Consider the following 19,528-nt stretch of genomic DNA (forward strand, 5'->3'; position numbering starts at 1 on the left):
CCACAGGCCGGTGACCAGCTCAAACGCCTTCTTCAAGTGTGCGAATAGCTCATCAGACGCTATTCGTCCCCCTATCAAAAGACCGAGACGTGGACGTGGTCGTAGTGGTTGGCGGTGACGCCGCCGCGGTCGGACATCATGCGCCACCCGGCCCCGGTGCGGATGTCGTAGTACCGCTGCCGCCAGATGATGTACATGATGCCGAGCTGGCGGCCGTTCTGGATGCACCACTGGGCCAGGGCGTCGCCACGCGCCTGCGAGGCGGCGTCCGGCATGCGTCCGCCGGTGCTCATCATGAAGTCGCAGGCGCGGCCCTTGCCGTGCTCGCCGGGGTCGCCCGGGCGCAGGCAGCCGACGCCGAACGGCATCGGGAAGTTCTGCATGATGACGTTGCGGATGCTGATCAGGCGGGAGGTCAGGCCGCTGCCGGCGTCCGGGGTCTGGAAGCCGAACTTCTTCAGCAGTTGCTCGACGTCCTTCTTCTTGGCCTCGAGCCGGTTGATCTCCTTCTTCAGCGCGGTGATCTTGCCGTCGGCCTCCTTCTTGGCGGCCCGCGACTCCTTGATCAGCGCGGCGATGCGGTTGAGCCGCTGGTTCTTCTCCTCGGCGAGGTAGGTGATCGTGGCGGCCTGGCCGAGGATGCTGTCCGGGTCACCGGTGTAGGTGATCATCTGAGGGCCGTCAACCGCGCCGGACATGTAGGAGCTGGCGAAGAACTGCGACATGTGCCGCTGCGCGTCGGTCAGGTCGGCGCCGAGCTTCTTCACCCGTTTCCCGGCCTTCTGCACGGCCCGCCGGGTCTCCTCCAGGCTCTGGATCTCGCCGCGATAGGCCTTCTGCAGGTCGGCCGCCTGCTTGGTGAGCCGGTCGAGCCGGGACTGCGGGCTGGGCTCGGCCTCGGCCGGGGGGACGACCAGTGCGGTGAACAGGCTGAGCAGAACGGCCGCCAGTGCGATCGCACGGCGTGATCGCATGAGCCCTCCCATTCCAGACGCCCCGAAACTATAGAAGCCGATCTTTGGGGCTGTCACACGATCGGAAGAACCAATACACCATTAGCGCACTATCTACCACTTCATGACTACGCAGCGTGCGGGTTCGCCGAGAATTGGGCCCGAGGCAACCGGACAGAGCGCCGTGTTACCCGACATTTCACCAGAGCTCGCACCCGACCCGAACCACCCCGCCGCCACCGCCTGCGACGCCCGCGGGGCGACCGATCCTAGCCGTTCCCCGCCTCCCCCGGACCCGCCACAGCGCCCCCCTTGCCCCGCGGTACAGAACATGGTTCGGTCATATCGACCGGAACCGCGTGACCCGTCCCCGTACCGCCGGGACCCGACCGGCGAGCAGGCGCCGGGGCGACGACAGACGCGGCTGAGCAGGAGGCGAGAGTCATGATCCAGCACGACCGGCTGTTCATCGGAGGCGACTGGGTGGCTCCCTCGGGCACGGCGACGATCGAGGTGATCTCGCCGCACACCGAGGAGATTGTCGGCCGGGTGCCCGACGGCACGCCCGCCGACATGGACCGCGCCGTCGCCGCGGCACGCCAGGCCTTCGACCAGGGCCCATGGCCGCGGATGACCATGGCGGAGCGCGCGGCCGTGGTGGGACGGCTGGCCGAGCTGTACGCCGCGCGGCAGGCCGAGCTCGCCGAGCTGATCACGCTGGAGATGGGCTCGCCGATCACCTTCTCCCAGCTCGGCCAGGCCGCGCCGCCGCTGGGCATGCTGCAGTACTACAGCGAGCTGGGCCGGACCTTCGAGGTCGAGGAGCAGCGGCCGGGCATGTTCGGCCCGGTGACCGTGCGGCGCGAGCCGGTCGGCGTCGTGGCCGCCGTGGTCCCGTGGAACGTCCCGCAGTTCGTCATCATGACCAAACTCGCCCCCGCGCTCGTCGCGGGCTGCACCGTCGTGGTCAAGCCCGCCCCCGAGACGCCGCTGGACTGCTACCCGCTGGCCGAGATGGTGAAGGAGGCCGGCATTCCCGACGGGGTGGTGAACATCGTCGCCGCCGGCCGCGAGGCGGGCGAGCACCTGGTCTCCCACCCCGGAGTGGACAAGGTCGCCTTCACCGGATCCACCGCCGCCGGCCGGCGCATCGGCGGCATCTGCGGCGAGCGGCTCAAGCGCTGCAGCCTGGAGCTGGGCGGCAAGTCGGCCGCGATCATCCTGGACGACTGCGACCTGAACGCCGCCATGGGGTTTCTGTCCATCGCCTCGCTCATGAACAACGGCCAGGCGTGCGTGGCGCAGACGCGCATCCTCGCCCCTGCCTCGCGGTACGACGAGGTGGTCCAGGCGGTCGCCGACATGGTGGCCGGGCAGCGGGTCGGCGACCCCGCGGACCCGGCGACCGGCATCGGCCCGCTGGTGGCCCGGCGCCAGCAGGAGCGGGTCGAGGGCTACATCAGGATCGGCGTCGATGAGGGCGCCAAGCCGGTGCTCGGCGGCCTCGACCGGCCCTTCGACCGGGGCTGGTACGTCGCGCCGACGGTCTTCGCCGGGGTGTCCAACGACATGCGCATCGCCCGTGAGGAGATCTTCGGCCCGGTCCTGGCGGTGATCCCGTACGAGAACGAGGATGACGCCGTCCGCATCGCCGACGACAGCGACTACGGGCTGTCGGGATCGGTCTGGACCGCCGACACCGAGCACGGCATGGACATCGCCCGCCGCGTCCGCACCGGCACCTACGGGGTGAACGTGATGAACACCCTGGAGCCCGGCACGCCGTTCGGCGGGTTCAAGGCGAGCGGCATCGGCCGCGAGCTCGGCCCCGAGGGCCTGGCGAGCTACCTGGAGTACAAGTCGATCGCCCGTCTGGGCTGACCCGCCGGCCCCCGTTCCGGGACCGGCGTCGTGCGTGACCGTCGCCCAGCACGCCCCCGCGCCACTGGGCGACGGCCCGCACGATAAGGATCTCCGAGGTCACACCAGTGAAGAGTCCTGCCCCGGTAAGGACTTGCCCCGGGCGGACCTCGTTCTCCAATCCTGGTAGACGACGGTTATCAGGATTTGGTTCTCGCCAGAAGGTCAGCGGTCTCGATGGCGATCTCCAGCTCCTCGTCGGTCGGCACGACGGCGACCGCCACGGCGGAGTCGTCGGTGGACACCAGCCGTGTCCCGCGGACCGATGAGTTGCGCAGCGGGTCCAGGCGGACGCCCATCGGCTCGAGGCCGGACAGCACCGAGCGGCGCACCGGCGCGGAGTGCTCGCCGACCCCGCCGGTGAAGGCGATCACGTCCACCCGGCCGAGCACCGCGTAGTACGCGCCGATGTACTTGCGCAGCCGGTGGCAGTACACGTTGTAGGCGAGGGCGGCGTCCTCGTCGCCCGCGGCGACCCCGTCGAGGACGGCGCGCATGTCGTTGTGGCCGCACAGCCCGAGCAGCCCGCTCTCCTCGACCAGCGACCGCTCGACCTCGTCCGGGGTCATGCCGCCGCGGATCAGGTGGAAGATCACCCCGGGGTCCACGTCCCCGGAGCGGGTGCCCATGACCAGCCCCTCCAGCGGGGTCATGCCCATGGAGGTGTCCACGCAGCGCCCTCCGGCGACCGCCGTCGCGCTGGCGCCGTTGCCGAGGTGCAGGACGATCACGTTGGCGGTCTCGGGCCTGCCGACCAGCGCGGCGGCGACCCGCGAGACGTAGGCGGTGGAGGTGCCGTGGAAGCCGTACCGCCGCACCCCGAACCGCTCGGCGACCTTGCGGTCGATGGCGTAGGTGCGGGCGGCCGGGGTGAGCGTGCTGTGGAAGGCGGTGTCGAACACGGCGACCTGCGGCAGGCCGGGGTGCAGCCTGCGCATGACCTCGATGCCCGCGAGGTTCGCCGGGTTGTGCAGCGGGGCCAGCGGCGCGGCCTCCGCGATCCGCTCGACGACCTCGTCGGTGATCAGGACCGGCCCGGTGAACGTCGCCCCGCCGTGCACCACGCGGTGGCCGACGGCGGTCAGCGCGCCCGAGTGCGGGGCGACCTCCTCGGCCACCCTGGACAGCGCGGCCTCGTGGCCGGGGAACGCCGACCCCGGCTCGCCGATGTGCTCGATGAGCCCCGCCAGCACCCGCGTCGGGCCGTCCAGGTCGATGAGCTGGTACTTCACCGAGGAGGACCCGGAGTTCACCACCAGGATCATCGCGGCACGCTCACGATCCACGCTCCGATGCGCTTGACGAGACCAGGGGTGGCGGCGGACTCCGCGTGGCCGTACCCCGGTTCGACCCACAGCTCCTTCGGCTCGCGCGCCGCCTCGAAGAGCTGGTGCGCGTGTTCCAGCGGGAAGAAGGTGTCGGCGTCGCCGTGCACGATCAGCAGCGGGGTCGGCGCGACGCGCGCGGCCGCCTCGTACGGCGCGAGCGGCACCGGGTCCCACTGTCCGGATTTGATGCGGGTGCGTTTGGCCAGCCGCGCGACGAGCCGCCCGGTGGAGCGCTCGATCACCCAGTGCACCTGGCGCATGGGGCGGGTGCCCCGGTAGTACCAGCGGGCGGGGCCGCTGACCGCGACCACGGCGTCGGTGCCCCGGTGCAGGGCCGCATGCCTGATCGCGATCGCCGCGCCCATCGAGAAGCCGACCGCCGCGACCCGGCGGTAGCCGATGGAGCGGGCGTGCGCCACCGCGGCGTCCAGGTCGAGCACCTCGGCGTCGCCGACCGTGGACAGGCCGCCCGACCGGCCGTGGCCGCGGAAGTCGAACGCGACCACTCCGCCGTAACCGCTCAGCACGTGCGCGATGCGCCGGGTGGTGGGCTCCCGCCAGGAGCCGGTGAAGCCGTGGGCCAGGACGATGCCGAGATCGGCGTCACCCCGCGAAGGGGTGTGCGCGGCGTCGATCCGCACGCCGTCCCTGGTCATCAGCGTCGCGGGGAAAGCCGTGGCAAGGGGCATGCCATGAGCTTATTCCCGGCGTCCCGCGGCGCGGATCACGGACACCGCGCCCGGATCGGCGTGACCCGGTTGAGCGGCTTGGACGGCCGCCGCCGCGGCCGTTCCGGCCTTCGCCGCCACGGGGGTCACGCATCCGACCGTGAACGCGGCCACGACCAGACCCCAGACGGCGAGGCGGCATCTTTCTCCCAGCCGCCGCCCGCACATCAGATGGCCGACCGGTTCGGCGGCCCGGTGTACGGAGGCGGCTACTCCCGTAAGTCCTTCGTCCACCATGCTGGCTGTCTTCCCGGAGGTGGGGGACTTAGTCCAGAATGCGCTTCCGCCCGCTCCCGCAGCGGGCTTCGGACCGGCCGAAACCCGGCGTCGCGCCTGCTCAGCGCGGTGTCAGCGGCTATGCCACGAAATTGTGAACATCGCCCGAAAAGTTCGCTTTGTGTGGCCGCGGCACGTGGTGGTAACAGCGATCAACTAAAATGGTCTGGGCCGCAGTGTCCGCGGCCGGCTTCCACGAGACCCAGAGCGAGACTCCATCATGCCTTTGAACAGCCGCGACGACCTGCGGAACATCGCGATCATCGCGCACGTCGACCACGGCAAGACCACGCTCGTGGACGCCATGCTCTGGCAGTCCGGGGCGTTCCGCGCCAACCAGGACGTCGACGAGCGGGTCATGGACTCCAACGACCTCGAACGCGAGAAGGGCATCACCATTCTCGCCAAGAACACCGCCGTCAAGCACGGCGGCATGACGCTGAACATCATCGACACCCCCGGCCACGCCGACTTCGGCGGCGAGGTCGAGCGCGGTCTGTCGATGGTCGACGGCGTCGTCCTCCTCGTCGACGCCTCCGAGGGCCCGCTGCCCCAGACGCGCTTCGTGCTGCGCAAGGCCCTGGCCGCCAAGATGCCGGTCATCCTGTGCATCAACAAGGTCGACCGCCCCGACGCCCGCATCGCCGAGGTCGTCGACGAGGTCTACGAGCTGTTCATGGACCTGGACGCCACCGAGGAGCAGATCGACTTCCCGATCGTGTACGCCTCGGCCAAGGCCGGCCGCGCCAGCCTGAACCGCCCCGACAACGGCGGCATGCCCGACTCCGAGGACCTCGAGCCGCTGTTCCAGACGATCTCCGAGACCATCCCGGCGCCGGTGTACGACCCCTCGGCCCCGCTGCAGGCGCACGTCACCAACCTGGACGCCTCCAGCTACCTCGGCCGCATCGCGCTGTGCCGCGTCCACCAGGGCACGATCAAGAAGGGCCAGCAGGTCGCCTGGTGCCGCATCGACGGCACCGTCCAGAAGGTCAAGATCAGCGAGCTGCTGATGACCGAGGCCCTGGAGCGCAAGCCCGCACTGGAGGCCGGGCCGGGCGACATCATCGCCATCGCCGGCATCCCGGACATCATGATCGGCGAGACGCTGGCCGACCCGGACGACCCGCGCCCGCTGCCGCTGATCACGGTCGACGAGCCGGCCATCTCGATGACGATCGGCACCAACACCAGCCCGCTGGTGGGCAAGGTGAAGGGCGCCAAGGTCACCGCCCGCCTGGTGAAGGACCGCCTGGACAAGGAGCTCGTCGGCAACGTGTCGCTGCGCGTGCTGCCCACCGACCGGCCGGACGCCTGGGAGGTCCAGGGCCGTGGCGAGCTGGCGCTCGCCATCCTGGTCGAGCAGATGCGCCGCGAGGGCTACGAGCTGACCGTCGGCAAGCCGCAGGTCGTCACCAAGATGATCGACGGCAAGGTGCACGAGCCGGTCGAGCGTCTCACCGTCGACGCCCCCGAGGAGTACCTCGGCGCGATCACCCAGCTCCTCGCGATCCGCAAGGGCCGCATGGAGCACATGACCAACCACGGCACCGGCTGGATCCGCATGGAGTTCGTGGTCCCGGCCCGCGGCCTGATCGGCTTCCGCACCGAGTTCCTCACCGAGACCCGCGGCACCGGCCTGGTCCACCACGTCTTCGACTCCTACGAGCCGTGGTTCGGCGAGCTGCGCACCCGCAACAACGGCTCGCTGGTGGCCGACCGCGCCGGCGCGGTCACCGCGTTCGCCATGCTCAACCTGCAGGAGCGCGGTGTGCTGTTCGTCGCACCGACCACCGAGGTGTACGAGGGCATGATCGTCGGGGAGAACTCCCGCTCCGACGACATGGACGTCAACATCACCAAGGAGAAGAAGCTCACCAACATGCGGTCCTCCACGAGCGAGGAGACCGAGAAGGTCATCCCGCCGCGGATGCTCTCGCTGGAGCAGGCGCTGGAGTTCTGCCGCGAGGACGAGTGCGTGGAGATCACTCCGGAGAACGTCCGCATCCGCAAGGTCGTCCTGGAGGCCGCCGCCCGCGCCCGCACCGCCGCCCGGGCCAAGCGCGGCGGCTGACCCGCAAGCGCGGCGGCTGACCCGCACGCCCCCGGTCCCGTGCCGGTGTGAGAGTCTCGCGCCGGCACGGAGCCAATGCCGCCCCTGGCGGAAGCTCAGCCGGTCAAGGGCTCGGCCGACCCGGGCGACCACGATCCGGCGTGTCCCCTCACGGGGGCCCGCACCGTCAAGGGCTCGGCCGGCCGTCCTGGGCCGTCTCCCCCGCGTAGCGCCGGCCGGGCACGAGCTCCCGCCCGCCGTACAGCTCGGACACGGTCACGAACGTGTACCCCCGCGCCCGCAGATCGGCCAGCAGCCGGGGCAGCGCCTCGGCTGTGGTCCGGTGGATGTCGTGCAGCAGGACGACCGCCCCGGGCCGGGCGGCGCCGGCCCGCTGGGCGACCAGGGCGCTGTTGCGGTCACGCCAGTCCAGGGTGTCGAGATCCCACAGGATCTGCGCCAGCCCGGACCGCCCGGTCTCCCCGGCCACCTTCCCGTCGGTCGCGCCGTACGGCGGCCGCATCAGCCGCATCGTGACGCCGGTGACCGACCGCACCACCTGCTGGGTGCGTTCGAGCTGCGCGTGCAGCGCGTCACCGGACAGCGAGGTGAGCGCCGGATGGTCCCACGAGTGGTTGCCGAGCTGGTGGCCCTCGGACACCATGCGGCGCAGCAGGGGCGCCGTCGCCGGGGTGACCATCTGCCCGACGACGAAGAACGTCGCCCTGGCCTGGAAGGCGGCCAGCGTGTCGAGCACCGAAGCGGTGTGGTCGAACGGCCCGTCGTCGAAGGTCAGCGCCACGCACTTGAGCCGCTCGCAGGGCAGCCGGCGGTCACCGGGGGCCACGACCGGGCGGCCGCCCGGCCAGCCCGGTTGCTGCACGATCACGCGCAGGGCCAGCAGCGCGGGATCGGACACCGCCCGGACGGGCGCCGAGGTGCGCACCCGGGTGGCGTCATCTTCCCGCCCTTCCCGCATGGGCGCTCGCACCGAGCCGCACCCCGCCAAGACCAGGACCAGCGGGAACGTGAAGGCCAGCCACACGACGACAGCTCGAACCTGTGCCACCGCACGCTCCCCCCGGACAGCCGACAGCGGCAGGGGTCACGGGTAGTTCTCGGCCGCTTCCCCTCGCAGAGCCTTGGCCAGCTCGTCCCACCAGGGCGGGGCGTCGGCCTGCAGCTCGACGTAACGACGGGCTACGCGAATGGCGCAACCCTCCGGGTCTGTACCCAAATGCCGACGTTTCGCCACACCCTCCTGCCAGCAGTAAAAACCATCACGGACGGTCACTACCAGACCAATCCACACAGAGAGCACCGAGTCATCGCACACGTCGTACGCGTCGGTCACCCCCAGGCTGACGAGCTCAACTCGGAGCTTCGCCAGAGCCGCGCGGGCGTCAGTCACCCGTCCACCCCCCGGCGGCCGCCGTCCGGCCGGAGGGGTAAGCCATCAGCGCACACACACGGGTGATGTACCCGCCTTACCCGAACCTTTGCAGTCTCGTGGTCGATACGTGACCTGCGATTCTCGCTCTCCGTAAGGAAAATTTGTCGGACAGCGACGTCCTCACTGGTCAGCGCACCGCACGGCCGCGACATGCCCGGACAGGGGGTTCTCGAAGAGTCTGCGTCACCCTCAGGCGACCGCTCGGCCGGTGCCACGCGCCAGCGCCCTCATTGATCGAGCGCCTCGCGCGGCTCGGTCACGACCATGATGAAGCGCAGCGCCTCGTCGCCCTCGTTGGCGTAGCGGTGCGGCCGGTCGGCGCTGAACAGCACCGCGTCGCCGTACACCACATTAAACCCAATAGATTGCACTAACAGTGCAATCTATTGGGGGTGAGGTGCGGATGACCGCAGTGCTGCTCGCGACGATGTGCGCCGCGATCTACGGGACGGCGGACTTCTTCGGCGGGCTGGCCACCCGGCGATCCCGTGTCCTCGCCGTGGTGGTGCTCACGCAGGCCATCGGCCTGCTCCTCGTGCTCCCGCTGCTGCCGCTGCTGCCCGGCGCGCCCAGTGCCGGCGCCCTGGGCTGGGGCGTGGCGGCCGGTCTGTGCGGCGGCCTCGGCGTCGCCCTGTTCTACCGCGCCCTGGCGAGCGGAGTGATGTCGGTGGTGGCGCCCACCACGGCCACCACCTCCGCCGCGCTGCCCGTGCTGGCCGGCCTGGCGCTGGGCGAACGCCCGCAGGCGCTCGCGCTGTGCGGGGTGGTGGTCGCGCTGGCCGCCGTGGTGCTGGTCAGCCGCGAGCCCGGAGCCGCACGCGCCGGGAAGGCGGCACTCGGCCCGATCGCCGCCGCACTGGCCTCGGGCCTGGGGTTCGGCGCGTTCTTCATCCTGCTCAAGCAGGTGCCGGACGACGCCGGCCTGTGGCCGCTGGCCGGCGCCCGCCTCGCCTCGACCGTCGCCGCCGGGGCGCTGGCCCTGGCGACCGGGCGCGGCCTGCGGCCCGGCAAGGGGTCTCTGCCGGTCATCCTCGCGGCCGGAGTGCTCGACATGATCGCCAACGTGCTGTACCTGTTCGCCGCGCAGCGCGGCCTGCTGGTGGTGGTCGCGGTGCTCGCCTCGCTGTATCCGGCCAGCACGCTGCTGCTCGCGCGGTACGTGCTCGGGGAGCGGCTGAGCGCCCTGCAGACGGCCGGGGTGGGCCTCGCCCTCGGCGCGGTCGCCCTCATCGCCTCCGGCTGAGCACGGCCGGGCAGCGTGCTGCCCAGGTACGGAGAAGGCCGGTACGGCGGTCGCCGTACCGGCCTCTCGTGGTTGGGCTCGGTGGACGAGGTCCCGGGCCCGGCGCTCGCGGTCAGGCCGGTCGTACCGGAAACCGCCCGCCGGGTTCAGGCCGCCTGGGCCTGGGCGGCGGCCGTGGTGGTGCCCCGGAGCGCCCCCTCCTCGTGCGCGTAGCCTTCCAGCATCGTGCGGAGCTGGCGGCGTCCGCGGTGCAGGCGGGACATGACCGTGCCGATCGGCGTCCCCATGCGCTCGGCGATCTCCTTGTACGCGAACCCCTCGATGTCGGCGAGGTACACCGCCACCCGGAAGTCCTCGGGGAGCGAGCGCAAGGCGTTCATCACCACGCTGTCGGGAAGCTGCTCCAGCGCCTCGGTCTCCGCCGACCGCAGGCCGGTGGACATGTGCGACTCGGCGGCGGCGAGCTGCCAGTCCTCGATGTCCTCGGCGGCCGACAATTTGGGCGAACGCTGCTGCTTGCGGTAGTCGTTGATGAAGTTGTTGGTCAGGATGCGATGGAGCCACGCCCGTAGGTTCGTGCCGGGCCGGAACTGGTGATAAGAGGTGTATGCCTTGGCGACCGTCTCCTGCACCAGGTCCTCGGCGTCGGCCGTGTTGCGGGTGAGGCGCATGGCAGACGCGTAAAGCTGGCTCGTCACGGGCATGACGTCGCGCTCGAACCACGCCTGACGCTGCTGTTCGGTCATCGAGATCATTTAATCCCCCTCATGCCTGCTGTCCCCCGTTACCCATCCGGCATGAACCCATGCAGGCTCTGTAACCGCTTTACTCCATCTGACGGCTGATCACATGCTTGCGGTTCACCCATAAGGGTGACGTTAGGGGTCGAAGCAGGTCAGCAGGGGTTCACCGGTAACGCGTGCGGAGTGGTGACGACACACCCACAGGCCGGACAAGTCTCGTTATCGTAACAGACAACGGGCAAATGATGGGAAAGTGTGGTAAGGGTCACACAAAGCTCTCACAAGCTAACGTATGTCCATGAAGTACGCGGATGGGCATGATCCTGTCATGGAGCACATGGACCGGCATGACCCCGAGGTGCGGGCGTGGGTGGCCGAGGCGATCCGGATGGTGGAGGCCGACGCCAACCGCAGCGGCGACACCCACCTGCTCACCTTCCCCCTGCCCGCGCAGTGGGGCATCGACCTCTACCTGAAGGACGAGTCGGTGCACCCCACCGGCTCGCTCAAGCACCGCCTGGCCCGCTCGCTGTTCCTGTACGGGCTGGCCAACGGCTGGATCGGCCCCGGTACCACCATCATCGAGGCGTCCAGCGGGTCGACGGCGGTCAGCGAGGCGTACTTCTCCCGGATGCTCGGCCTGCCGTTCATCGCGGTGATGCCCGCCACCACCTCGCCGGAGAAGATCGCGCTGATCGAGTTCCACGGCGGCAAGTGCCGGCTCGTGGACGACCCGCGAGCGATCTACGAGGAGTCGCGGCGGCTGGCCGAGGAGACCGGCGGCCACTTCATGGACCAGTTCACCTACGCCGAGCGGGCCACCGACTGGCGGGGCAACAACAACATCGCCGAGAGCGTCTTCCAGCAGATGTCCCTGGAACGGCACCCCGAACCGTCCTGGATCGTCGTCGGCGCGGGCACCGGCGGCACCTCGGCCACCTTCGGCCGCTACATCCGCTACCGGCGGCACGCCACCCGGCTGGCCGTGGTGGACCCCGAGGGCTCGGCGTTCTACCCCGCGTGGGTCTCCGGCGACCTGCGCACGCTCGGCGCGGGGTCCGGTATCGAGGGCATCGGACGGCCCCGGGTGGAGCCGTCGTTCCTGCCCTCGGTGATCGACCGGATGATCCGGGTGCCGGACGCGACCTCGATCGCCGCCATGCGCTGGGTGCGCGAGGTCACCGGCCGCGACGTCGGCGGGTCGACCGGGACGAACGTCGCGGCCGCCGTGCAGCTCATCAGGGAGATGCGGGAGAACGGCCTGCGCGGCAGTGTGGTCACGCTGATCTGCGACGGCGGCGAGCGCTACCGGTGCACCTACGACGATGACGGCTGGCTCGCCGAGCGGGGCGTGGACATCCGCCCCGCCCTCGACGAGCTACGCGCCTTCCTCACCTGGTGACGCGAAAGGTCAGGCGGCCTTCGCGGGGTCCACGCCGAAGGTCTCGGCCACGTCGTCGAGGATGACGTGCGCGCCGAGGATGCCGCAGGCGGTCATCCAGGTGAGGTCGGAGACGTCGTGCCGCTCGCCCTTCAGCCTGGCCCACAGCGGGTTGGCCTCGAACTTCTCCCGGACCTTCGCCACGTCGCCCTTGTCGTCGGGGTAGGCGGCGACGAAGATGTGGTCGGCGTCCAGGTCGGCGATGCGCTCCTCGCTGATGTTCACCGCGACGGTGTCGGTGCTGGTCGGCTGGCCCTGCGGGCGCGGGAAGCCGGCGTCCTTGAGCACGACGCCCGAGTAGGAGTTCTCGACGTACAGGCGGACCGTGGGCTCGCCGGCGAAGCGGGCGACGGTGACGGTCGGCATCGTGCCGCCGTTCTTCTCCTTGACCTCCTGGCCGATCTTGCCGGCCCGCTCCTCGAACTCCTTGATCTTGCGCTCGGCCACGTCCTCCTTGCCGAGCGCCTTGCCCACCAGGCGCAGGTTGTCCTTCCAGATCGCTCCGCTGGTCTCGCTGAACACCGTGGGCGCGATCTGTGCCAGCTTGCCGTACAGGGCCTCGTGCCTGACCTTGGCCGAGACGATCAGGTCCGGCTTGAGCGCGATGATCTTCTCCAGGCTGGGCGCCTCAAGGGTGCCGACCGCCTGAGCGTTCGCCCCGTACCGCTTGGCGCTGTCCCCGAGGTAGTCCGGCAGCCGGTCGGTGAGCGAACGGTAGGTCGTGTACCCCACCACCTCGGCGTCCAGCGCCAGCACCGCGTCGACGAAGCTCTGATCGAGCGCGACCACGCGCACCGGCCGGGCGGGGATCGTGGTCTCCCCCATCGCGTGCCGCACGGTGCGCGGGAAGGCCCCGCCGCCCGCCGCCTGCCCGTTCTGCGACGTCGTCGCGCCGGGCTCGGCGGTGGTCGCCGGGCTCGTCCCGCATCCGGACAGGCCCACGAGTACGGCCAGGGCCATGCACAGCGCGCTCAGCACTCGCATCAGAAGTCATCCCCCAGGAAGGTACAGATTAGGTCAGCCTTAGTTAGATTAGGCATGCCTAACATGGCATAATCGCCGCAGAACGGCAAAGACGGGGAAGAACCGGCACGATCGAGAGGGTGGTCATGACAACCGCGACCACCTGTGTGCCCGGCTCTCCCATCAACGGCACCGGAAACCTGCTCGCACGGAGGCAGAGGTGACCACGCGAACGCGGGCCACCTCGCCCGGGGCGCTCCCTGCCGCCGCCGCCCCGCCGCGCCGGCGGCGGACGCGCGGATTCCTGATCCTCGGCGCGCTCGCGGCGGCCGTGCTGCTGGCGGCCGTCCTCAGCGTCATGGTCGGTGCCCGCCCGGTGCCCCCGGCCGGCGTCTGGCAGGCCCTGTGGAGCCCGTCCGGCACCGACGCCGATGTCATCGTCCGCGAGCTGCGCCTGCCGCGTACCGCCCTCGGCCTGCTCGCCGGCCTGGCCCTCGGCCTCGCGGGCGCCCTGATGCAGGGCCACACCCGCAACCCGCTGGCCGACCCCGGGCTGCTCGGCGTCACCCAGGGAGCGGCGTTCGCCATGGTGCTGAGCATCGTGGTGTTCCGGCTCGGCAGCGTGTACGGCTACATCTGGTTCGGCCTGGCCGGCGCGCTGATCGCCAGCGCCGCCGTCTTCGCCCTGGGCCTCGCGGGCGGCGGGCGGGCCGGGCCAACCCCCGTCACGCTCGCCCTGGCCGGCGCCGCCGTCAGCGCCTTCCTGCACGCCCTCACCTCCACGGTCGTACTGCTGGACAAGCAGGCCATGGACGTGTTCCGGTTCTGGCAGCTCGGCTCGCTCGCCGGGCGCGACGCCGCGGTGGCCGGGCAGGTGCTCCCCTTCGTCGCCGCCGGGACGCTGCTCGCGCTCGCCAACGCCCCCGGCCTCAACGCCCTGGCCCTCGGCGAGGACGTGGCCCGCTCCCTCGGGCGGAACGTCGCGCTCACCCGCTTCACCGGCATCGCCGCGATCACCCTGCTCACCGGGGCCGCGGTGGCCGCCTGCGGGTCCCTGGCCTTCGTCGGCCTGATCGTCCCGCACCTGGCCCGCGCGCTCTCCGGCCCCGACCACCGCCGGCTGCTGCCCTACTCCGGGCTGATCGGCGCCGCGCTGCTCCTCGCCGCCGACGTCACCGGCCGCGTCGTCGCCCACCCCGGCGAACTGGAAGCGGGCGTCGTCCTCGCCCTGCTCGGCGCCCCGTTCTTCGTCGCGCTCATCCGCCGCACCCGATCGGTACACCTGTGACCCACCCGCCCCTCTCCCCGGCCGTGCGACGGCGGGCGCTGCGCGCCGGCGGGCTGTCGGTGCTGCCCCGGCCGCGGGCGATCGCCGTGACCGTGATCGGCCTGGCGCTGCTGCTCCTGCTCACCGGCCTGCACCTGCGTCTCGGCGACATCCCGATGAGCCTGGCCGAGGTGACCCGGGCCGTCCTCGGCGGCGGCACCGGCGGCGAGCGGCTGGTCATCACCGAACTGCGGCTGCCGCGCGCGCTGACCGGCATCCTCGTCGGCGCCGCCCTCGGCGTGTCCGGCGCGATTACCCAGGCCATCGCGCGCAACCCGCTCGCGGGCCCGGACATCCTCGGCGTCACCTCGGGCGCCGGACTCGCCGTCGTCGCGCTCACCGTCGCCGGCGGCGCCGCCCACGGAGGCCCCGGCGGCACCCTGGCCGCCGTCGGCATCCCGCTCATCGCGCTGGCCGGCGGACTCGCCGGGGCGCTGCTGGTGTACGGGCTCGCCTGGCGGCGCGGCCTGGACGGGTACCGGCTGGTCCTGGTCGGCGTCGGCGTCGTCGCGGTGTTCACCAACCTCAAGTTCTGGCTGCTCACCGCGGGCGACGTCAACGACGCCACCCGCGCCATGGTGTGGATCAGCGGCTCGCTGAACGCCAGAGGGTACGAGCACGTCGTACCGGTGGCCGCCGCGCTCGCGGTGATCCTCCCGGTCACGCTGACCGGCGGCCGCGTGCTCGGCGCCCTGCGCCTGGGCGACGACACGGTCAGGGGCCTCGGCGTCCGCCTCGACCTGGCCCGCGGCTCCCTGCTGCTGTGCGCCGTCCTGCTCGCCTCGGTCGCCACGGCGGCGGCCGGGCCGATCGCGTTCGTGGCCCTGGCGGCCCCGCAGATCGCCCTGCGGCTGGCCGGCGTCGCGCAGCCCCCGCTGGTCGTCTCGGCCATCACCGGCGCCGTCCTGACCACCGCCGCCGACCTGGCCGCCCGCACGGCGGCCCCGGTCGAACTGCCCGTCGGCATCGTCACGGCGGTGCTCGGCGCCCCGTACCTGATCTATCTACTCATCCGCACGCGCCGCACCCGAGGTGGCACATGAGACTCCAGGCCGTTGACGTCAAGCTCGGCTACGGCGATCGGCTGATCGTCGACGGGCTCGACCTCGGCATCGAGACCGGCACGGTGACCTCGATCATCGGGCCCAACGGCTGCGGCAAGTCCACCCTGCTGCGCGCCCTCGGCCGGCTGCTCAAGCCCGTCTCGGGCCACGTCCTGCTGGACGGACGACGCATCGACCGCATGCCCGCCAAGGAGGTCGCCAAGATCCTGGGGGTGCTGCCCCAGTCCCCGATCGCCCCCGAAGGGCTCACCGTGGCCGACCTGGTGGCCCGGGGACGCCACCCCCACCAGGCCTGGTACCGCCAGTGGTCCCCCGGCGACGAGGCCGCCGTCGAGGAGGCCCTGCGGATGACCGGGCTGCTCGACCTGGCCGACCAGCCCCTGGACGAGCTCTCCGGCGGCCAGCGTCAGCGCGCATGGATCTCCATGGCCCTGGCCCAGGGCACCGACCTGCTCCTGCTCGACGAGCCGACGACCTTCCTCGACCTGGCCCACCAGATCGACGTCCTGCAGTTGGTCACCCGCCTGCGCGACGAGGCCGGGCGCACGGTGGTGATGGTCCTGCACGACCTCAACCTCGCCGCCCGCCACTCCGACCGCCTCATCGCCATGCGCGACGGCCGCGTGGTCGCCGCTGGCACCCCGCACGAGGTGATGACCGAACCCGTCCTCGACGAGGTCTTCGACCTGGAGGCCAAGGTCATCCCCGACCCGGTCACCGCCACCCCGCTCGTCGTCCCCATCGCCATCCGCCGCCCCATGCCCTGAACGCGCACCCGCCTCACGTCGCCTCACCGGCCAGGGGCCGGACTCGCCGGATGGGGGTCAGCGACGCCGACAGCGCGATCACCACGCACGTGACCCCGGCGACCAGGCAGACCGCCGTGACGCCGTACCGGGCCGCCGCCCCGGTGATCAGTGCGGCGCCGACCGGGCCGAGCGTGGAGTGCACGGTCCAGAAGGCGGAGGTGACCCGGCCGAGCAGCTTGCCCGGAGTCACCTCCTGCCGGAACGACATCGAGCAGATGCCCGCGATGCCGGTACAGAAGAGCTGGGCGGTGGCGAACAGCGCGACCAACGGCGCACCGGTGGACAGGCCGAGGCAGGCGATGGCCACTCCGCAGAGCGTCCAGGCACCGATCCAGGAGGCGCCGAACCCAAGACGCCTGCGGACCTGGTCGACCACGGCGGAGGCGACGAGTGTGCCCACCGTCGCGGCGGCCAGGACGGAGCCGACGGTGCCGTCCGACCGGCCGAGATCATGTTTGAGGTAGTAGATGATGAGGTCGGTCAGGCCGAAGGTGACGAAGGTCAGCACCGCCAGCAGCACCGTCAGCGAGCGCAGCACCGGGTGCTGCCACAGAAAGCTCGCACCGGCCAGGAAGTCCCTGCCCAAGGAGTGGCGATCACCGGCCGCCACCGCTTCCCCACCGGCCGAGCGGATCTTGATGAGCAGCACGCCGGCGGCGGAGACCGCGAAGCTGGCCGCGTCCACCGCGAGGGCGGCCGACGGCCCGAAAGCGCCGGAGATCACCCCGGCCAGCATGGGGCCGGCGACCCCGGCGACCGCGTAACTCGCGTACAGATGGCCGTTGGCCTTGGTGATCTGGTCGCGCTCGACCAGTGCGGGGACCACGCTGACGTAGGTGACCTGGAACTGCATCGCGAAGGCACCGGCCAGGGGAACGACCAGGTACAGCAGCCACACCTGCGGCCCGAACAGCCACACCACCGGGATGAGCCCATAGAGAAGACAACGGGCCAGATCACAGGTGACGAGCAGAGCCCGCCGGTCCACCCGGTCGGCGACGTACCCGGCGAAGACGCCGGTGACGATCGAGGAGACCCCCACCAGCCCGGTCACCACGCCCATCTGCACGACGGAACCGGTCGCCTGCAACACCAGCAGCGGAATCGCCACGTACGAGAAGGAGTCGCCGACCGCGGACAGGGTCTGGATCCCGAGGAAGAACCGGAAGTCCCGGTTCCTCCACAACGACACCGCATCCCCAATCCCACGGACCGTCCAGGACACCACCGGGCGAACGGACGAGCTGACCACAACCCGACCCACGCGCCGGAAAAGCCTACGCCTCCCTGGCCGTCAAGAACGGCCTGTTCGGCGGGTCGGCCTGAGCTTCAGATCGCACTCGGGGCCGTCCGCGCCGCCTCGACCGTGCGCTCCCCGCTCGTGGCCGGGCTGGGGCTCAGAGGCGGGTGTGGAGCCAGGTGAGGGCGGCTTCGCCTTGGGCGTGCTGGAACGGCCGCAGGGTGGGGAGGCCGGGCGGGGCGGGCTGGCGGGCCTGGCGGACGAAGAAGCCGGTCAGGGCGGTGAGGACGGCGGTCACCGCGTCCGGGTCGGCGTCGCGGGCGGTGGCGTGTGCGGCGAAGACGTCCTGCGGCCTCGGCCCGCCCTGCATCGCGACGCTCGGCAGCATCTGCAGGAGGTCGAACCACGCCGCGCCCCTGGAGGCCCACGGCCAGTCGACCACCACGACCCCGCCGGGAGTCAGCAGCAGGTTGTCCGCGCGGATGTCGCCGTGGACGAGGGTCTCGCCCTTCACAGCGTCCATCCAGCTCGCCTCGATGGCCGCGAGTTCGTCGAGCCGGTCGCGCGCCCAGAGGTCCAGGCCGGTGAGGTCGTCCTCGCCCGCGTCCCGGGCGGCGACCAAACGTCGCCAGCCCTGGAACTGGCTCGCGAAGCGTTCGCCGGTCGAGGGGACCTCGACGGGGGCCGGCCTCACTTCGGCGGCCATCCGGTCCAGGGCGTCCAGCACGCGGGCGAACTCGTCCGGCCGCCATGGCTCGGCGGGCGGGGCGCCGTCGATGTACTCGAACAGCAGCGCCACCCAGCCGTCGATGTCGAAGGAGGTCAGCAGCCTCGGAGACGGCACTCCGGCCGGGAGGGCTGCGGCGATGCGCGCCTCGTCGCGGTAGATGCCTGCACTGTCCGGATTGGGCTCGGGGCCCACCGCCTTGGCGAACAGCGAGCCGCCGTCCGCGAAGCGCAGCCGCACCGCCGCGCCCGGCGAGAAGCCGCTCTCCACTGTGACGGCCTCGACCACGGCGGAGCCGCGGTACGCCTCGACCGCGCGGCGGATCTCGTGCGACACCGCGGCCCAAGGCATGCGGACCCCTGCCGCGCGCGGAAAGCTCACCTGCTCATCATGGCCCAGGGCAGGAGAAATGGCCGTTCATTTTCGGCGCCCTGCCGCCACGCTCCTCCTCAGGTTTGGCACGCCTGACCAACAGGTGGGCGCGCATGGTCAATGCCATCCGTTCGGACCTCTGTGATCCTTACTCAGAGATCACAAAGGCGATCGAAGTCGTTCGGTCATGCGATGCCGAGTCGCGCCAAAGGGGATCGCCCTCACGAGGGAAAGGACACGCACATGAGAAAGCTGCTCGCGGCGGGAGCGTCCGCCGTAGCACTTCTTGGGCTGAGCATGGTCGTCGCGCCGCCGGCCAGCGCCGACAGCTCCTGCCCTTCGAACTACTCGTGCTACTGGCAGTATTCGAGCTTCACCGGCACCAAGTACATCCCGAGCTCGTGCGGTAACTGGAGCTTCCCGGGCGGCATCTACAGCGTGAAGAACTACGGGAACAAGACCGCTCGCCTGCGAGACAGCAGCGGCAAGATCGTCCTCACCGTGCCCGTCGGCGGCCAGTACGCCGGCACCGGCTCGCACATCTTCTCCGTCAGCATCGACTGCTAGTCGAAAACCGCTGCCCAATGGCGCATCGCTAGCGTCATCGGGGTGGACGACCCCGGTGGCTGTTGCACACACGTCAGGGCTCCATCGACTCGATGGGGCCCTGACCTTTGCCTGTCGCACCGAGGTACGGACAGCGACCGGCCCCCCGGTCTCGGTCGCGCCGTCAGCCGCGGTCAGCGGTACGTGTGCCCCGAGGTGCGGACCTGCCGGTACGCGCCGGCAGATGTGGCCCGGCGGCACGTGGGGCGCCGCCGGGTCTGGAGTCAGTCGCCGAGGAGGGCGTCGGTGAAGACCTCGGGGTCGAAGGGGGCCAGGTCGTCG

General features: G+C 71.1%; 18 protein-coding genes. 8 read left to right on the forward strand and 10 right to left on the reverse strand.

What is annotated here, in order from left to right; translation table 11 throughout:
- Positions 1 to 74: 74 nt before the first annotated feature.
- Positions 75 to 974, reverse strand: a complete 900-nt coding sequence (locus tag IEY93_RS36170; protein ID WP_189167685.1) for a coiled-coil domain-containing protein — start codon at positions 972 to 974, stop codon at positions 75 to 77.
- A gap of 423 nt (positions 975 to 1,397) precedes the next feature.
- Here IEY93_RS36170 and IEY93_RS36175 point away from each other — a divergent pair, with 423 nt between their 5' ends.
- Positions 1,398 to 2,834: an aldehyde dehydrogenase gene (locus tag IEY93_RS36175; RefSeq protein WP_189167686.1), complete on the forward strand. Its 1,437-nt coding sequence runs from the start codon at positions 1,398 to 1,400 to the stop codon at positions 2,832 to 2,834.
- Between the two features lie 179 nt (positions 2,835 to 3,013).
- Here IEY93_RS36175 and IEY93_RS36180 read toward each other — a convergent pair whose 3' ends face one another.
- Together IEY93_RS36180 and IEY93_RS36185 are read right to left on the reverse strand one after the other, a co-directional pair.
- Positions 3,014 to 4,159 (reverse strand): acetate/propionate family kinase, encoded by a 1,146-nt coding sequence (locus IEY93_RS36180; protein WP_229691760.1) that lies wholly within the window; start codon positions 4,157 to 4,159, stop codon positions 3,014 to 3,016.
- Positions 4,135 to 4,890, reverse strand: a complete 756-nt coding sequence (locus IEY93_RS36185) for an alpha/beta hydrolase (protein WP_189167687.1) — start codon at positions 4,888 to 4,890, stop codon at positions 4,135 to 4,137. Before IEY93_RS36185 ends, IEY93_RS36180 begins: the two co-directional genes overlap by 25 nt.
- Before the next feature lie 535 nt (positions 4,891 to 5,425).
- Here IEY93_RS36185 and typA point away from each other — a divergent pair.
- Positions 5,426 to 7,279, forward strand: coding sequence for a translational GTPase TypA (gene typA / locus IEY93_RS36190; RefSeq protein WP_189167688.1), 1,854 nt, complete (start codon positions 5,426 to 5,428; stop codon positions 7,277 to 7,279).
- 166 nt (positions 7,280 to 7,445) lie between these two features.
- Here typA and IEY93_RS36195 read toward each other — a convergent pair whose 3' ends face one another.
- The 3 genes from IEY93_RS36195 to IEY93_RS36205 form a co-directional block, all read right to left on the reverse strand.
- Complete coding sequence (locus IEY93_RS36195; RefSeq protein WP_229691761.1) at positions 7,446 to 8,327, reverse strand: polysaccharide deacetylase family protein; 882 nt, start codon at positions 8,325 to 8,327, stop codon at positions 7,446 to 7,448.
- Positions 8,328 to 8,363: 36 nt separating this feature from the next.
- Complete coding sequence (locus tag IEY93_RS36200; protein ID WP_189167689.1) at positions 8,364 to 8,669, reverse strand: hypothetical protein; 306 nt, start codon at positions 8,667 to 8,669, stop codon at positions 8,364 to 8,366.
- 269 nt (positions 8,670 to 8,938) lie between these two features.
- Positions 8,939 to 9,082: a cupin domain-containing protein gene (locus IEY93_RS36205; protein WP_229691762.1), complete on the reverse strand. Its 144-nt coding sequence runs from the start codon at positions 9,080 to 9,082 to the stop codon at positions 8,939 to 8,941.
- 32 nt (positions 9,083 to 9,114) lie between these two features.
- Between IEY93_RS36205 and IEY93_RS36210 the strand changes: the two genes are divergently transcribed.
- Positions 9,115 to 9,954: a DMT family transporter gene (locus IEY93_RS36210; protein WP_189167690.1), complete on the forward strand. Its 840-nt coding sequence runs from the start codon at positions 9,115 to 9,117 to the stop codon at positions 9,952 to 9,954.
- Positions 9,955 to 10,100: 146 nt separating this feature from the next.
- Here IEY93_RS36210 and IEY93_RS36215 read toward each other — a convergent pair whose 3' ends face one another.
- Complete coding sequence (locus IEY93_RS36215; protein WP_189167691.1) at positions 10,101 to 10,709, reverse strand: sigma-70 family RNA polymerase sigma factor; 609 nt, start codon at positions 10,707 to 10,709, stop codon at positions 10,101 to 10,103.
- A gap of 325 nt (positions 10,710 to 11,034) precedes the next feature.
- On the opposite strand from IEY93_RS36215, the gene IEY93_RS36220 reads away from it, so the two are divergent.
- Entirely contained in the window at positions 11,035 to 12,099 is a 1,065-nt protein-coding gene (locus tag IEY93_RS36220; RefSeq protein ID WP_203969169.1) for a PLP-dependent cysteine synthase family protein, read from the forward strand.
- 9 nt (positions 12,100 to 12,108) lie between these two features.
- Here IEY93_RS36220 and IEY93_RS36225 read toward each other — a convergent pair whose 3' ends face one another.
- On the reverse strand, positions 12,109 to 13,122 hold the full coding sequence (locus IEY93_RS36225) for an ABC transporter substrate-binding protein (RefSeq protein WP_189167693.1): 1,014 nt from the start codon (positions 13,120 to 13,122) through the stop codon (positions 12,109 to 12,111).
- Between the two features lie 199 nt (positions 13,123 to 13,321).
- Here IEY93_RS36225 and IEY93_RS36230 point away from each other — a divergent pair, with 199 nt between their 5' ends.
- The 3 genes from IEY93_RS36230 to IEY93_RS36240 are packed head-to-tail and all read left to right on the forward strand — an operon-like array spanning position 13,322 to position 16,259.
- A complete protein-coding gene (locus IEY93_RS36230) occupies positions 13,322 to 14,389 on the forward strand; it encodes a FecCD family ABC transporter permease (protein WP_189167694.1) in 1,068 nt (355 codons plus the stop codon).
- Positions 14,386 to 15,471, forward strand: coding sequence for a FecCD family ABC transporter permease (locus IEY93_RS36235; RefSeq protein WP_189167695.1), 1,086 nt, complete (start codon positions 14,386 to 14,388; stop codon positions 15,469 to 15,471). The genes IEY93_RS36230 and IEY93_RS36235 overlap by 4 nt, the downstream gene beginning before the upstream one ends.
- The gene (locus IEY93_RS36240; protein WP_189167696.1) at positions 15,468 to 16,259 is read left to right on the forward strand and encodes an ABC transporter ATP-binding protein; all 792 of its coding nucleotides are present in this window, start codon (positions 15,468 to 15,470) and stop codon (positions 16,257 to 16,259) included. The genes IEY93_RS36235 and IEY93_RS36240 overlap by 4 nt, the downstream gene beginning before the upstream one ends.
- A 13-nt stretch (positions 16,260 to 16,272) precedes the next feature.
- On the opposite strand, the gene IEY93_RS36245 is transcribed toward IEY93_RS36240, so the two are convergent.
- Both IEY93_RS36245 and IEY93_RS36250 read right to left on the reverse strand, forming a co-directional pair.
- Complete coding sequence (locus IEY93_RS36245) at positions 16,273 to 17,493, reverse strand: MFS transporter (RefSeq protein ID WP_203969165.1); 1,221 nt, start codon at positions 17,491 to 17,493, stop codon at positions 16,273 to 16,275.
- A gap of 205 nt (positions 17,494 to 17,698) precedes the next feature.
- Positions 17,699 to 18,649 carry a phosphotransferase family protein gene (locus IEY93_RS36250; RefSeq protein WP_203969163.1) on the reverse strand — a complete coding sequence of 317 codons (951 nt, stop codon included), beginning with the start codon at positions 18,647 to 18,649 and terminating at the stop codon, positions 17,699 to 17,701.
- A 234-nt stretch (positions 18,650 to 18,883) separates the two neighbouring features.
- Between IEY93_RS36250 and IEY93_RS36255 the strand changes: the two genes are divergently transcribed.
- Positions 18,884 to 19,207, forward strand: a complete 324-nt coding sequence (locus IEY93_RS36255; RefSeq protein ID WP_189167698.1) for a hypothetical protein — start codon at positions 18,884 to 18,886, stop codon at positions 19,205 to 19,207.
- Positions 19,208 to 19,528: the final 321 nt, after the last annotated feature.

Source organism: Sphaerisporangium melleum (genome assembly GCF_014646695.1).
GTDB lineage: Bacteria > Actinomycetota > Actinomycetes > Streptosporangiales > Streptosporangiaceae > Sphaerisporangium > Sphaerisporangium melleum.